Raw genomic sequence first — 15,238 nt, 5'->3', positions numbered from 1 at the left:
TCACACATTGTCACGCATACTGGTAAAGCTTATGTTGCGTGAGCCCTTCTATGGCCACTATCTGGGAGGCTTTCAAAAATCGATAGTGAGCAACTGTGCAGAAAATGCACCGCCACTTCAGCTAAAGCCACAGGGAAAAAGCGACCTTCAACTGGTTTGCCAAAGTGAAACCTGGCAAGAACTGGACGAAGATCAACAGTTGGGAGCACTAAAGCACGAAGCTCTGCACTTGGTGTTTGGGCATCTCTTTGCGCGTGGCCGCTACGCCGATAAAGCCCGTTTTGACCTGGCCGCCGATCTCGTCGTCAATCAATACCTTAAGGCCAAACAACTGGGCAACACAGCGATAACGCTCTCAGATCTCAACAACTGGCGTCGAGAGCTCAAACTCCCTCCGCTAGAACCTAACCGCGAGGTGGCCTATTACTATCAGGCAATCGCGCAACCAGCAGAAGAGCTTCCTCCGCAATGGCGATCTGCTATTGGCAATAGTGAACGCAGCAATGATCGTGGCAGTGACAACAATACATCGCAGATCCTCAATCCGGGCCACGATGGTTGGCAAGTCTTCACCAATGCGGCTAAATCAGAACGATCCCTGTTGGAGCAACAGCTGGAGAATAAACTTAGCCAGGCAGCACAGCGAATAGAACTGGATGCGAAATCACGAGGTAACCTGCCTGCCGCAATCCTGCATGTGTTGACCCAGCTTCTGGAAAAACGCCAGGCTACAGTGAACTGGCGCCGGTTGTTACGCCTATTTGCCAACAGCAGCCGTCGTACTTCAGTCAAAAATACCCTGCGCCGTCCGTCCAAGCGATACGGAACCACTCCCGGCACAAAGATCCAGCCGCATCAGCGCCTGTTAGTTGCCGTGGACACGTCTGCCAGTGTCGATAACAAACAACTTAGTGCCTTCTTTGAAGAAATTGGCCACATCTGGCGGGCAGGTGCAGAAATCACCGTACAAGAGTGCGATACCGAGATTAAGCAGACATACCCGTATAAGGGCATTGCCCCGGATAACGTTTGTGGCCGCGGAGGGACGGATTTTAACGCCCCTATCGCCTACGCCAATCAGCACAAATTCGACGCCCTTATTTACTTCACTGACGGAGGCGCTCCGGCACCAGAGATCGCTCCACGAATGCCGCTGTTATGGCTGCTGCACAGCCCTGAACCTGGACATACGTCTAGCGATTTACGCCGCAGCGGCCGCGTGATCCCGATGCCTGCATCCTGAATTTGACCCTAAGCGAGTTCTTATGAGCCACAAACACAATTACACTTATTACGGCCTGAGCTGTCAGGCACCGGAAGTCCGCCAGTTTATCGAACACCTTCTGCCTGTCGATGGCCAACGCAGCGTTCCTGTGTGTATCTGGGGTCGCCACGGGATCGGTAAAACCCAACTCGTTGAACAGATCGCCAAAGAGCAAGGGATGCAATGGCGCGCGATTGCGCCGGCTCAGTTTGAAGAGATGGGAGACTTGCTGGGAATGCCAATCACCGAGACATTGGAAAGCGGTGAAACAGTCACTCGCTTTGCCGCTCCTCATTGGGTACCGACTGAACCGGGGCCAGGTATTCTGCTCATCGATGACGTTAACCGTGCCGATGAGCGTATCCTGCGGGGCATTATGCAACTACTGCAAAACCATGAGCTGATCAGCTGGACGCTACCAGAAGGCTGGCAGATAGTGCTGACTGCCAACCCGGATGGGGGTGACTATTCAGTCACACCAATGGATGATGCGATGCTAACCCGTATGATGCATGTGACGATGGAGTTTAATGCCAAGGCATGGGCAATGTGGGCAGAAAGGAACGGAATAGATCCACGCGGTATCGACTTTGTACTGACCTACCCGGAGCTGGTCGATGGCGAGAGAACCACTCCCCGCTCGCTGGTACAGTTTTTCCAGAGCATTGCACCCATCGACGATCTGAAAGAGCAGCTACCGCTGGTAAACATGCTGGCCCAATCGTGCCTCGACGAAACGACCTGCGCGGCATTTATCGTATTCGTTGAGCAAAACCTCAGCAAACTAGTATCACCACAGGCCATTGTGGACAGCAAAAAGTTCGACAAAGAAATTGGTCCGCGAATCATCAAAACTGTCGGCAGCAGCAACCCGCGTATTGATATCCTGGCAACACTTTGCACCAGACTGCACCACTACCTTGAGGTGTCCAGGCTAAAGGTCAACAAGACCCAGATGGGCAATATCCAGGCTTTTCTCAAAATGGATGTATTACCGAACGATTTGCGCCTGGGCTTAATGCAGGATTTGATGAACTCAAGCAATACCAGCCTGAAAGGCGTCCTGGCAGACGCCGAACTGGCTAAGCTATTCCTTAGCCAGGCCGCTTAGAACCAGCATAAAAATACCCTCAAACATACTGCTTGAGGGTACTTTACCAAGATCAGGAATTATTCAGCGGATCATGAACCTAATTGTTTGATGTTACCTGATCGGCGTTAGCCTAATTCATTTCTGCAATGATTAATTTTGGGCAACAAGCTCACCTTTCTCCTGCTGGCTTGGCGCAATCAGCTTGTAGGACATAATGCCGATAACCATGGCTTTGATAACCATCATTTGCGGGTTGCCGAAGTACGCCGCCATCCCGATAAAACCTGACACCAGCATCAGTACCCGGTACTTACGTAGCGTTGTCATATACAGGGCTGCAACAATCAGTCCCAAGTCCATAAACTGCAAGGCAACAGGCAGTGTCGGCTCGGCAATAAACGCCGTAACAGCAACATACACGATGTACATGATTGCTGCAGCCATCACCGCGGCCAGTAAGTTAACCACCACTTTTGCAGCCTTGGTAAAGTCATTGACGTAACGGTAAGTGTTGATGGCCGCGACAGACAGGTTGAGGATCAGTTTTGGCCACCAGCCCATCAGAATAGACCAGATAATATCGTTCGCAGCGGAACCAAACGCGGCGAAGCGGGTGAACTTCATACTGTTAAACACAGTAATGGAGATGTAGAACGCCACTGACGTCCAACCTAATACTTCTGTAACTAGCTCTAGCAAAACCTAATCTCTTCTAATGTTATGCGGGTTAACCACACTCTGAGCAACATGAAGCTCTTAATGAGCTCATATTTCCAGTGCAATTTGTCATCATGATTGAATCATGCGGTGGATAATAACGTAAAGAACTCAAACTTTATAAACCATAATTGCGCTACAGAGCCATTTTGTGATGCCTGTACTAGCATGGGGATACATTTGGGGACGAGTGTATATGAAAGCAGGCTAAATCCAGCCGAATACCCTCGCTATTAGTCTGGGTTTAGAATATCTGAAACGACACAGGACTGGCTTCAAAACCTGAACACCCATTAAACCAAGCTGTCCTCAGGTTAATGGGTGTTCTATCGTAGTACTATACTATTTGCTGCTTTTTATCGTTTTGGTGGTGTCCCTTCAGCGTTAGATACAACGGCATCAATCTGGACTGCGGCAGACATAGGAATAGACGTAACGCCAATTGTTGTTCTTGCTGGTAGTTCATCCTGGAAGTAGGTGACATAAACGTCATTGACGGCATCAATATCAGCAATATCTGTTAATTGAACATTCACTTTCACAACATCGTCCATAACATGATCAATGCTTTCTACGATCGCCTTGATATTGTCCAGGCATTGTTTGACCTGAGCTTTTACATCACCAGCGACAACTTTGCCTGTTTTAGGATCTAGGGGTAACTGTGCTGCGATATGGTTGTAATGAGAAAACGCGACCGTTTGAGTGTAATACGGACTTATTGGAGCGCTATCTGTATTGTTGGCTTTGATAACGATGCCATGACGATCTTCTACTTCTTGCGGTGGAGTACCGTCACCGTGTGATACCACTGCGTCTATCTGTACCAACGCATCCATTGGTAATGCAGAAGCTGCCACCACTGAGCGAGCAGGCACATAGGCAACAGCTCTCGCAATTGCGGAATCCGGGAAGTAGGTACTATAGATCTCGTTAACGGCTTCAATATCGTTAAGATCTTTTAGGAAGATGTTTACTTTAACGATATCATCAAATGGAACATCAATGCTCTCTAAAATCGCTTTGATGTTCTGTAGACACTGCCCTGTTTGCTCTTTGATTCCGCCAGAAACAATCTGGCCCGTTGTGGGATCAATCGGTAATTGAGCAGACACATTATTGTAATGGGAAAACGCCACCGTTTGTGTAGACAAAGCGCTTTGTGGCGCATTGTCTGTATTTCTTACCAGTTTGATGAGGTCACACGGCTCTTGTGATGGGGTACCTTCACCATTAGAAATAACGGCATCGATTTGAACCAACGCATCATTTATTGGCAGCGCAGCAACTGCAACAGTTGTTCGAGTCGGAAGGTAACTGTTGAAAAAGCTTGAGTAGACATCATTTACAGCGTCAACATCAGCAATGTTTTTAACAAATACATTGAGTTTAACCACATCGTCCATAATGTGGCCGATGCTTTCAACAATGGCTTTAATATTGTCTAAACACTGTTTGGTTTGCTCTTTGATGCCACCGGTTACAATAAGGCCTGTGGTAGGGTCTATCGGTAATTGAGCTGAAATATTATTATAGTGAGAAAATGCAACGGTCTGTGTGGAGGCCAAGTCTTTAGGTGCGTTCTCAGTATTTCTTGAAAGTTTTACGATCTTGCTGGTCATGTCGGCGTTTATCCTGTTGTAGAGTAAGTGAATATTTGCTTTGCATTGGCTTGGGTTAATTCTTTATTTGCTCTTGTCTTATTTAAATAAAAAGTAATTTCGGATAGCTAAAATTGCGAATAGTTAATAACTTTATAATAGATAAAGTGACGTACAATTTAATTTGATTAGAGTCAACATTCCGGATTAATCCTTAGTTTCGAATAAAAAGTGTTAGCTTCATTTAAATATATTAAAGAAATAACATAGAAAAACCGATATTGCGTTTTTATCACTAGAGAGGTGACTGATATTTTGCTAAAGCTGTTTCTCATCTTCTTTCTATAGTTACCATAAATATAAAAAGACCTCTAAGAAATAGAGGCCTTTATTATTTAATATAAGTTAATCGTTATGCATTATAGCGTTTTTAAGAAGCCGTTGATCTTCTCTTCATGATGCTTGATAGTTTCTTCTGTTGGAATGACCGCATGCTTGTGCGTGAAGTATACCAAGATAGCCATTTGAGCCGTTAAGCGGTTTTCAGCTTCATCGAATGCGACAGAGTACTCACTTTCTAGCGCACCACGGGTCACCTCTTCTTTGTCGTTAGCTGGTAGACAGTGCAGCAACATTGCGCCAGGACGAGCTTTCGCCATCAGTTCTTCGGTAATCACATAATCTGGCATGAAGGCAGCTAGACGCTCTTCTTTTTCATCCATTTGTGTTACCCAGTAGAAGCTGTCGCCATAAACCACATCACACTCACTAATCTGATCTACATCATCCGTGATCTCGATATGACCACCAGACTCTTTACAGAAAGACTCTGCAAGTTCTACCCACTCTGGTTCCATATGGTATTTCTTAGGACCAATTTGCTTAAAGCCCATACCGTATTTTGCACATGTCAGCATCAGTGAGCGGCATACGTCTGTCGCGTCGCCCATAAAGGCAAGAGTAAGATCTGATAGTCTGCGGCCATCCGTGATGTGCTCTCTGATGGTATAAAGGTCTGCAAGCATTTGTGTCGGGTGGAAACGAGTATCCAGGCCGTTGATTACCGGCACGGTTGACATCTCTAACAGGCCATCGAGAGTTTCTGGACTGTTCGTACGCGCCATGATGATGTCACACATGCGTGATAATACACGTGAAGTATCATCAATAGACTCCTTACCGCCCAGGTGGATGTCTTTAGGAGACAGGAACAGTGCGTGTCCGCCAAGTAACGTCGCTGCCACTTCAAAAGAAACGCGAGTACGCGTAGAGCCCGCCTCAAAAATCATCCCTACTGATTTGCCCTTGAAAAGCTGAGGGATGGCGTTATCTCTGCGCGCTTGTTTGAGGTATGTCATCAGCTCCATCATGTTGTCCATCTCTTCAACAGAGAAGTCTTTCATTGACACCATGTGTTCCATGTTTGCTTTGTTTAGTTCAGTCGCGCTTGAAGATGGTAGTTTCATAGTAATGTTCCTTGTTTTATCCGGGGGATCTTCTTGTCGAACATCCCCTTTTGTTTCATTGAAAGTTGTTGGATTAGATCTAAATTAAATTTTTGGTACTTGCTGGGTAATGCAGTGGATGTTCCCGCCGCCAAGTAAGATTTCACGGGCTGGTACACCATTAACCTCGTAGCCTGGATAGATGTCCTCTAGTATCGCTTTGACGTCGTTGTCGTATCGCTCATCAAGCAGAGGCAGTACTATCTGCTTATTGGTAATGAGATAGTTGGCATAAGAAGCGGCCAAGCGTTCGCCTGCCTCTCGTTCCATTCCCTCTGCGATATCAATTCCTGCAGCTTCTTCAGCAGACATAAACAACGGGCCTGGCATCGGCAGTTTGTGCACAATGATATTTCGCCCCTTGGCATCCGTTTGGCTGGACAGGTAGTCGTATGCTTCACGGCTTATTTCAAACTGAGGGTCATTTTCATCCTCACACCAGGTCAGTACGACTTCGCCAGGCTTCACGACGTGAAGAATGTTGTCGACATGACCGTTAGTTTCATCGTTGTACAGCCCTCGAGGCAGCCAAATCACCTTGTCAACATTGAGGTGTTCGCACAGAACAGCTGTGAGCTCCTCTTTGCTTAAGTCTGGGTTGCGGCTTTCATGAAGGAGGCACTCTTCAGTGGTATAGAGCGTGCCTTCACCATCAACGTGGATTGAACCGCCTTCCAGAACGATAGGCGCTCTGTAGCGTGAGTCTCTGATGGCTTCACACATTTTTTGTGCGACCTGATCATCACGATTCCATGGTGAATAGAGGCCATCAACAAACCCGCCCCACGCATTGAACTCCCAATCGACACCACGGCGTTCACCTTTGTCGTTGGTGACGTATGTCGCGCCAATATCACGCATCCATGAGTCATCCGTAGAAATCTCAAGTACCCGAATATCGTCTGGCAAGCGAGACACCGCGTTATCGTATTGCTCTGAACTCACCAGCATAGTCACTGGGGTAGTTTTGCTAATTTGCTTAGCGACATCGGTAAACACTCTTTGTGCCGGCTTGGCGCCATTGCGCCAGTTGTCTGTGCGCTCTGGCCATGCCATCCAAATTTCACTATGAGGCTCATGTTCACCAGGCATTCTGAAACCATCTTTTTTTGGCGTTGTTGTTAATACTTTTTTCATAATTTTTCTCCTGAACTAAGCCTTTGCTTCTTGCTGTTCTACTTGTTCTTTTTTGCGTTTAAGTGCACCTAGCAGAATCCATTCACCAATCAAGATTGTGGCGATGACACCTGCCAATACAGGGCCGGTATAACTCCAATCTGCGACCGTAAGATCGAGTGCTTCCGGGAAGATAAACAGTACGACTGCCTGGAAGATGACAAAGAAGCACACGATGGACATTACCCATTGGGCAGCCATGCCACCTGGCACTTGAAATGGACGCTCACGCTCGCTATCGACGAGGCGCAGCTTTAGATACGCCGGAAACATGAACAGGTAAGGCAGTAGGAAAATACAGCTAGAGAAAGCAAAGATTGACCAGAATAAGTCATCATTGCCTTGTGCAAACAATGCGTACGATAAAATCACCACGGTAGAAACGATACCGGTAATGTTGTTTGCACCGACTGGTGAGCCTTTTTCTGACACTTTTGCCACTGGGGCTGGCAGCTCGCCTTCTTGTGCCGCTTCTGCAGCAGCTCGGCTTGCACCCATTGTCCAGCTCACCATGTTGCCGATAAGGGTTAACAGGGCAAGTGTGCCGAACAGGTACACCATGGCTGTACCGAATACGCCGTCACCAAATAAGGTTTTGAAGGTGTCGATTAGGCCGGCGACCAGACCAATGCTTTCAACAGGCAGAGCCATCAAAATACCAACGGTACCGAAGATGTAGAGGAAGGCCGTGATGCCAATAGAAAGGAAGACCGCTTTAGGCATGTCGCGAACATCTTTCATCTCTTTGGTCATGGTCGCAACCAGTTCGAAGCCCATTAGGTTAAAGACAATCGCGGGTAAGAAGGAAACGGCCGAATCCATATTTGGAATCATGGCTGAGAAGCTAAATTCGTTAGCGACACCATTGTTCATCGCATAGACAAAGCCGCCCACTCCGAGTGTTCCGATCACTATGATTTTCAATACTGCACCGACGTTTGTTACCCAGACGCCAATATCAGCAGACACATTACAAATCCAAACGGTTAGCCAGGTTAGCAAGATACAGATGGCGATCTGCCCCCAAAGGGAGAGATCCGGCATAAATAGCTCGGCAAACATTCCGGCAAACATGATGTAAACCGCTGGCATCCATAAGCCAACATTGATCCAATAGAACCATGTGGTGCGGACTGCCCATTTGAAATTAAACGCTTGTTTTACCCAATCGTAGATCCCCCCATCGCCTGGGTAGGTTGTGCTTAATTCGGATGTGATCAACCCATAAGGGATGACAAAAAAGATTAACATCAACACCCACCAGCCAATGGCACTAACACCGATACTGGCCGAGGCGGTTAATGTGTCGACGACTAATACTGCACATAAAGTAAATAGTGCAATAGCCGTGACTCCCATTTTACCCTGAGTTTCGTTACTCATCGCTCTTCTCTCCTTAATTCCAACTCGCTATTTATTAAAGGAGATATTTCCGACAAGAACTTTGATGAAAACTGAATATCGGTTTTGGTGAAATTAATAAGGATTAAAAATAAAATGGCTTCAACATAAACAGAGAAAATATGCTCAATAAACCGGACAATTGATTTTGATCAATATTTGCCTTTTTGGATATCGATAAAAAACTTGATGATTAAAATGTCTACGAGATCACATATCCAATTTGGAAAGACGATTAATGATATTTATGTGATTTAGGCAAGGTTTGATAATCCAGCTTTTGGACAAAAACCGATTTGTGATTTTTATCCACAATCATATAGATATATTTCAATACAGTGTGATAAGTCTTTTTGACTTCACTTATTTGGAGAACTCGATATGTCTAAGCCTATTATTGTTGTCGCTGTAGGCGGAAATGCTTTGCTACAACGCGGTGAAATCATGAGTTGTGAGAATCAACAGAAAAGCATCGCACAGACAGCAAGCTCATTAGCCGAGCTCAGCAAAGATTATCGTTTGGTTATTGTTCATGGCAATGGCCCTCAAGTAGGCTTACTTTCGTTGCAAAATAATGCTTACAAAGATTGTCCACCCTACCCGTTTGATGTCCTTGGTGCCGAAACGCAAGGAATGATTGGCTACCTTATTCAACAAGGGCTCAATGCAGCCATTGAAGACCGTTATACCACCACCATTCTGACTCGTATTGTCGTCGACGAAAACGACCCAGCGGTGGCAGAGCCTTCTAAGTTTATTGGGCCTGTGTATACCGAAGAGCAAGCCAAGCAGCTTGCTGAGCAAAATAGCTGGATCGTAAAACCAGATGGGGCGCATTGGCGTCGTGTTGTGCCGTCTCCGAAGCCACAGGAAGTATTAGAGATCAGAGCCATTAAAGACCTCTTAGAGAAAGAACATCTCATCATATGTGGTGGCGGCGGTGGTGCACCCGTGGTCGAAAAAGACGGTGCCTATGTGGGCTTTGAAGCCGTTATCGATAAAGACATGACTGCTGCATTGATTGCTCAGCAAATTGGTGCCGAACACCTGCTGATCCTGACAGACGGCACGCATGTATGTTTGAACTGGGGAACACCAGACGAAGAGAAACTGGAAAATGTCTCCGTTGAGCAAATGAAACAGTACAACTTCCCTGCGGGCTCAATGGGGCCTAAAGTGGATGCATGCTGTCAGTTTGTCAAAGAAACAGGACAACAAGGGCATATCGGTGATCTGACTTGTGCGTTAGAGATCATTGAAGGAAAATCCGGTACTCATATTCACCAGTAGAACAGTTATTGTTTGATAAGCCGTAAAATAGGATCAAAGGAGAGCTAGCTAAACTTTTCATTCTCTCAATGGATTTTTGGCGAGCGCTCCTTTATCTTTCTAATTAATAATATACTTGATATATGGCAAGCATATGCGAAAAGTTAAGACAGAAGAAAAATTACGGAGAATTCACGAGGCTGTTGTCCAGTTGATGGAGAGGCGTGAAGCAACGGATATCTCTATGTATGATGTCGCTAAAGAATGTGGCATGGCAACATCAACGTTGTACCATCACTACCCCAACATAGAAGACTTGTTTCATACATTATTAAACGATGTTTTTAAAGAATTCGACCTATTATTGGAACGATGTATAGATGAAGAAAAAGTCTCGCATTGGACTGATATTAACAAGATGATAGAAACTGCCTATGTGGACTATTACAATAATAATCCTATCGCAAAAAAACTAATATTAGGACGCCATACCTTCTCTGAATTAGGCCATGCCGATACCGAACATGATCTTGAATTAGGTCATCAGGTTGAAATGATTTATAGACGTTTTTTCGATATCCCTCAACTGTCGCAACCTATTAATATTTTTGCCATATCACTACAAGTTGCCGATAAAATCTATTCTCTTTCCTACCGGAAATTTGGTTATATCACTCCAGAGTTAGCTCAAGAGGCGGTACGCCTTACCGAGTCGTATCTTCAAATCTATATCCCCAAAATTTGTCAAAGAGTCGATTCAGAATGAAGCTCTGAGCATTCCTTCTGGATAATTCGAAAATTGAAACCCAAAACCAATATATAAACAGCATTTTACTGAGGGAACTTATTCGTTAGCGATACCCACTCTAAAACTGACGTTCAGCTCAACAAGAGTAATACGAAAGATGCTATTTCAATGGCATCAAAAGCCAGAGAATCATTGAATGCTATTTTGACCTCTGTGGGACAGATACAAGATATGAATACTCAGATAGCAACGGCAGCAGAAGAGCAAAATGCTGTAGCCCAAGAGATCAATCAATCGGTCATCGAAGTAAATGGCCTTGCTAAAGCAACCAACGAGAATGCGGAAAGTACAGAGCACTCAACAAAGCAATTATCGAGTGTCATGGAAAGCCTATCTGAAATTACAGGCAAGTTTAAGCTGTAGGAATCAAAATCAAACGCCCTAAACGACGGTAGCCCAGGGTTTGATCGCCATACTAGGAACTTCTCTGGCTATGTGGCAAGGCTCAAGTCTTGTGACCATATTTACGGCGAACCTGACTCTATAAGTCATCAGTATAGAAAGCCTATACCTATACCTTTCACTGTCAATGAACTGTTATATTTCATGTGTTTTCTTCTTGGCGGGAGGAAAACACATGGATTATGACAGCTTACTTTTTTAGTTTTGAGTGTTGCTTTTAGTCTATGAGTCCAAGTTTCTTCATACTGAAATCATCAACTCTATACTTTTTTTTTGCAACAAATAAGCATTCATGCGCATATTGGATTCAATTTAATTTGGTGGTGCAATCAGCAAATAAGGGTTCAAAGTTAGCCATCTACGCCCCAATAACTTGCTATAGATCACATTTCCGAGAGGGGTTGAGCAGCTATACCCTCCCGCCAACTCCTAATCCTCCCTTGGTAGGGAGGATTTTTTAACTGACAAATGAAGGCAACATAGTCACCAGTTGGAATTAATCCCTAGAGCGAGATTGCACCATGACTACCAATGGTCAGACACAACAATTTGATAAGGTGGCTTTTAAAGCGGCTGTAGAAAAACACCTAACAACCACTTACGCGAACACGCCTGCAACGGCGACTTCACGTAGCTGGTATCTGGCAATGGGCCGTGCCTTGGCTGAAATCACTACCGGAGACTTACTGGAAACCGAACACCAACTGGCTGAAGAGAAAGTGCGTAGCATTAACTACCTGTCTCTTGAATTCCTGATCGGCCGTCTGACAGGCAACAACCTGATCAGCATGGGCCTGTATGAAAACGTTGCTGTCGCAATGGAAGAAATGGGCCAGAACCTGACTGACCTACTAGAGGAAGAGCGCGATCCTGCACTGGGTAACGGTGGCCTTGGCCGTCTTGCAGCATGTTTCATGGATTCGCTGGCTGCACAAGAATACCCGGCAGTTGGTTATGGCCTGCACTATGAGTACGGTCTGTTCCGCCAGTCATTTGAAAATGGCCGTCAGGTTGAATCGCCTGATGCATGGCGTGGCCTGGAAGGTTACCCTTGGGAAGTGGTTCGCCCTGAACTGAACCAAACTGTAAGCCTGTACGGTCATGTTGAAACTTATACCGATGAAAACGGCCATGAATGCCGTCGCTGGGTACCGGGTATGACCGTAGAAGGTGTGGCTTGGGATCTGCCGATTGTCGGTTATGACAACAAGAGCGTGTACCCGCTTCGCCTGTGGGAATGCCGCTCGCCAGCACCGTTTAACCTGGCGCGTTTTAACGACGGTGACTACGTAGGTGCCCAATACTCAGAGCTGGAAGCAGGCAACGTAACGAAAGTGCTATACCCGAATGACAACCATGACCAGGGTAAGGCACTTCGCCTGATGCAGCAGTACTTCCACTGTGCATGCTCTGTAGCCGATATCCTGCGCCGTCATATCGGTGCTGGTAACAAGATCGAAGATCTGGCGAAACTGGAAACTATCCAGCTGAACGATACGCACCCGACGATCGCGATCCCTGAGCTGATGCGTGTCCTGCTTGACGAGTACAAGCTGGGTTGGGACACGGCATGGGCGATCTCTTCCAAGACATTTGCCTACACCAACCACACGCTACTTCCTGAAGCCCTGGAAACCTGGAGCGAGTCACTAATCGCCCAGATGCTTCCTCGTCACATGGAGATCATTTTCGAGATCAACCACCGCTTCATGACGCTGGTTGATCAAACCTGGCCTGGCAACAACGAAGTGAAGCGCAAGCTTTCTATCATCCAGGAAGGCCCGCAACGTATGGTTCGCATGGCTAACCTGTGTGTTGTCGGTACTTACGCAGTAAACGGTGTTGCCGCACTGCACTCTGAGTTGGTTAAGCGCGATCTGTTCCCTGAGTTCAACGAGCTGTTCCCTGGCCGTCTGACCAACGTAACAAACGGTGTCACACCGCGTCGCTGGATCAAATACTGTAACCCGGGGCTTTCTGCGCTGATCAGCGAGAAAGTCGGTAATGACTGGCCAAAAGATCTGGACAAGATTGCCGGTCTTGAGAAATTTGCTGACGACAAGGCGTTCCAGAAGCGCTATATGGCGGTGAAGAAAGATAACAAGCAGCGTCTGGCTGACTGGGTTGAAGAAAACATGGGTATCGAGCTGGATACCAATGCTATCTTCGATATCCAAATCAAGCGACTGCACGAATACAAGCGCCAGCACCTGAACCTGCTTCACATTCTGTCGCTATACCATCGCCTGCTAAACGATCCGACGTTTGATATGCACCCACGAGTATTCTTCTTCGGTGCAAAGGCAGCACCTGGTTACGCACTGGCGAAAGACATCATCTTCGCTATCAACAAGATTGCCGACAAGGTGAACAATGATCCTCGTCTTGGTGGCAAACTGAAGGTTGTATTTATCCCTGATTATCGCGTAAGTCTGGCGGAAATCCTGTTCCCTGCTGCCGATGTTTCTGAGCAAATCTCTACGGCAGGTAAAGAAGCGTCTGGTACAGGTAACATGAAGTTTGCCCTGAACGGTGCCCTGACCATCGGTACCATGGACGGTGCAAACGTGGAGATGCGTGAAGAAGTCGGCGACGAAAATATCTTCATCTTCGGCTTGCTGGTTGATGAGGTACAAAAACTAAAAGAAGAGGGTTACGACCCTTACCGCTATTACCATGCTGACAGCTTACTACGCGCATCACTGGATCTGTTGGAGACTGATGAGTTTACACCAGGGTACCCAGGTCAATTGGCGTCGATTCGCCACAACCTGCTGGATGGCGGCGACCCATATCTGGTACTGGCTGACTTTGACGACTACGTGAAGACTCACGAGAGAATCGATGCTGTATACCGTAACCAGCAAAACTGGGCACGCAAAGCAATTCTGAATACAGCATTGATGAGCAAGTTCAGCTCAGACCGCAGTATTCGGGACTATGCCAATAACATTTGGAAACTCGAAGCAGTAACGCGTTAATTCACCGCTTTGGTAATTATGAATCTGAATTGATACCAGAAAACCTAACGTCATAGCGGCCGCAAGGCCGCTATTGGAGAGAACGGCGAGATAACTATGGAAAATATTAATCTAATTTCTTCAACAATTCGACGGATTGATCATGACATCATTATCGAACTTGATGATGGCACTCACTTATTTATCCCTGAATCTCAGCAAGAAAAACTAAATGCCTTTATTAACCATAAAGTACAGTTCGGCATTCGCCCCGAATTTATATATCTTGCCGATGAGTCTGACGAGTTGAATATTTGCAACGGACTGTTAACGTCATTGGATGAATATAATGGTGTTCAGTTGTTAAAGTTTAAGATTGCTAAAGAAGAAGTAAGCTCGCGAGTTACAGGCAATAAGATCACATCCAATTATATAGGTAAAAGAGTGCGTTTTAATTTTGATACTTTCTTTGGCCATATTTTTGAACAAGAAACACAAGTTAACATAACTATCTGATTTTTATCATAGACTGTTCCTAAGCAGCTGAGAAACCTCTAAAAAATAAGCAAAATAAGGCTGTTAGTGAACGCCATGCCCCAAACTCAATAGATAAATCACATCACTGCACACCTATCCACACCCGATAAAGAACTCTTTCAAGGGTGGTACCTCGATGTTCGTATTTGTATTCGCAAAATGTGCCAGGCCTTTCAAGCAACAGTCACATCGTCAGTTATCTCGAATGCGGCAGTGCCGATAATACGATCCCAGCCCGTGATAACTCACCTGACTGACCATTTGACTGATGGTTAATACCAAGATCTCAATCCGTTATCTTCATCCCTAATATATCAACGTTTACATAATGGCGGAGAGATAGGGATTAACTACTCGCAAGCTCGCGCCCTTCGGGCTATCGGCAGAGCCGATGTGCTTTCGCTTCGCTCAGGTGAACCCTCATCCAGGCTTCTTCACCCTATCTCAAATCCCTATCAAAACTAAGCACTCTAAACGACGAAAGCCCAGCATTTCTGCTGGGCTT

At 46.0% G+C, this 15,238-nt stretch carries 12 protein-coding genes; 7 read left to right on the top strand and 5 right to left on the bottom strand.

Translation table 11 applies throughout. From position 1 onward, the window contains the following. The first annotated feature begins 31 nt into the window (after positions 1-31). Both EIZ48_RS04345 and EIZ48_RS04340 read left to right on the top strand, forming a co-directional pair. Entirely contained in the window at positions 32-1,243 is a 1,212-nt protein-coding gene (locus EIZ48_RS04345) for a vWA domain-containing protein (protein WP_160648868.1), read from the top strand. Positions 1,244-1,265: 22 nt separating this feature from the next. Continuing rightward, entirely contained in the window at positions 1,266-2,375 is a 1,110-nt protein-coding gene (locus EIZ48_RS04340; RefSeq protein WP_160648867.1) for an AAA family ATPase, read from the top strand. 132 nt (positions 2,376-2,507) lie between these two features. Here the strand turns inward: EIZ48_RS04340 and EIZ48_RS04335 are convergent, their stop codons facing one another. From EIZ48_RS04335 to EIZ48_RS04315, 5 genes are all read right to left on the bottom strand, one after another. Continuing rightward, positions 2,508-3,056, bottom strand: coding sequence for a hypothetical protein (locus EIZ48_RS04335; protein WP_160648866.1), 549 nt, complete (start codon positions 3,054-3,056; stop codon positions 2,508-2,510). Positions 3,057-3,430: 374 nt separating this feature from the next. Then, entirely contained in the window at positions 3,431-4,696 is a 1,266-nt protein-coding gene (locus EIZ48_RS04330; protein WP_160648865.1) for a RidA family protein, read from the bottom strand. Positions 4,697-5,094: 398 nt separating this feature from the next. Further along, positions 5,095-6,141 (bottom strand): ornithine carbamoyltransferase, encoded by a 1,047-nt coding sequence (gene argF / locus EIZ48_RS04325; protein ID WP_075762775.1) that lies wholly within the window; start codon positions 6,139-6,141, stop codon positions 5,095-5,097. Positions 6,142-6,225: 84 nt separating this feature from the next. Continuing rightward, on the bottom strand, positions 6,226-7,317 hold the full coding sequence (aguA, locus tag EIZ48_RS04320) for an agmatine deiminase (protein WP_160648864.1): 1,092 nt from the start codon (positions 7,315-7,317) through the stop codon (positions 6,226-6,228). 15 nt (positions 7,318-7,332) lie between these two features. Then, a complete protein-coding gene (locus EIZ48_RS04315) occupies positions 7,333-8,739 on the bottom strand; it encodes an APC family permease (protein WP_160648863.1) in 1,407 nt (468 codons plus the stop codon). 399 nt (positions 8,740-9,138) lie between these two features. On the opposite strand from EIZ48_RS04315, the gene arcC reads away from it, so the two are divergent. The 5 genes from arcC (at position 9,139) to EIZ48_RS04290 (ending at position 14,712) form a co-directional block, all read left to right on the top strand. Further along, positions 9,139-10,047: a carbamate kinase gene (gene arcC, locus EIZ48_RS04310; protein ID WP_160648862.1), complete on the top strand. Its 909-nt coding sequence runs from the start codon at positions 9,139-9,141 to the stop codon at positions 10,045-10,047. A gap of 133 nt (positions 10,048-10,180) precedes the next feature. Beyond that, positions 10,181-10,792 carry a TetR/AcrR family transcriptional regulator gene (locus tag EIZ48_RS04305; protein WP_160648861.1) on the top strand — a complete coding sequence of 204 codons (612 nt, stop codon included), beginning with the start codon at positions 10,181-10,183 and terminating at the stop codon, positions 10,790-10,792. Between the two features lie 150 nt (positions 10,793-10,942). Beyond that, positions 10,943-11,197, top strand: a complete 255-nt coding sequence (locus tag EIZ48_RS04300) for a hypothetical protein (protein ID WP_160648860.1) — start codon at positions 10,943-10,945, stop codon at positions 11,195-11,197. A 560-nt stretch (positions 11,198-11,757) separates the two neighbouring features. Next, positions 11,758-14,217: a glycogen/starch/alpha-glucan phosphorylase gene (locus EIZ48_RS04295; protein ID WP_160648859.1), complete on the top strand. Its 2,460-nt coding sequence runs from the start codon at positions 11,758-11,760 to the stop codon at positions 14,215-14,217. Between the two features lie 96 nt (positions 14,218-14,313). Then, positions 14,314-14,712, top strand: coding sequence for a hypothetical protein (locus EIZ48_RS04290; protein ID WP_160648858.1), 399 nt, complete (start codon positions 14,314-14,316; stop codon positions 14,710-14,712). Positions 14,713-15,238: the final 526 nt, after the last annotated feature.

It is taken from the genome of Photobacterium alginatilyticum, from assembly GCF_009910675.1.
GTDB classification, from domain to species: domain Bacteria; phylum Pseudomonadota; class Gammaproteobacteria; order Enterobacterales; family Vibrionaceae; genus Photobacterium; species Photobacterium alginatilyticum.
This window is presented reverse-complemented; position numbering and strand designations above follow the sequence as displayed.

Bases quoted from the DNA above. Each gene is read 5' to 3' on its own strand.
- EIZ48_RS04345 (WP_160648868.1), top strand. From the start codon at position 32: ATGTTGCGTGAGCCCTTCTATGGCCACTATCTGGGAGGCTTTCAAAAA.
- EIZ48_RS04340 (WP_160648867.1), top strand. From the start codon at position 1,266: ATGAGCCACAAACACAATTACACTTATTACGGCCTGAGCTGTCAGGCA.
- EIZ48_RS04330 (WP_160648865.1), bottom strand. From the start codon at position 4,696: ATGACCAGCAAGATCGTAAAACTTTCAAGAAATACTGAGAACGCACCT.
- argF (WP_075762775.1), bottom strand. From the start codon at position 6,141: ATGAAACTACCATCTTCAAGCGCGACTGAACTAAACAAAGCAAACATG.
- aguA (WP_160648864.1), bottom strand. From the start codon at position 7,317: ATGAAAAAAGTATTAACAACAACGCCAAAAAAAGATGGTTTCAGAATG.
- EIZ48_RS04315 (WP_160648863.1), bottom strand. From the start codon at position 8,739: ATGAGTAACGAAACTCAGGGTAAAATGGGAGTCACGGCTATTGCACTA.
- arcC (WP_160648862.1), top strand. From the start codon at position 9,139: ATGTCTAAGCCTATTATTGTTGTCGCTGTAGGCGGAAATGCTTTGCTA.
- EIZ48_RS04305 (WP_160648861.1), top strand. From the start codon at position 10,181: ATGCGAAAAGTTAAGACAGAAGAAAAATTACGGAGAATTCACGAGGCT.
- EIZ48_RS04300 (WP_160648860.1), top strand. From the start codon at position 10,943: ATGGCATCAAAAGCCAGAGAATCATTGAATGCTATTTTGACCTCTGTG.
- EIZ48_RS04295 (WP_160648859.1), top strand. From the start codon at position 11,758: ATGACTACCAATGGTCAGACACAACAATTTGATAAGGTGGCTTTTAAA.
- EIZ48_RS04290 (WP_160648858.1), top strand. From the start codon at position 14,314: ATGGAAAATATTAATCTAATTTCTTCAACAATTCGACGGATTGATCAT.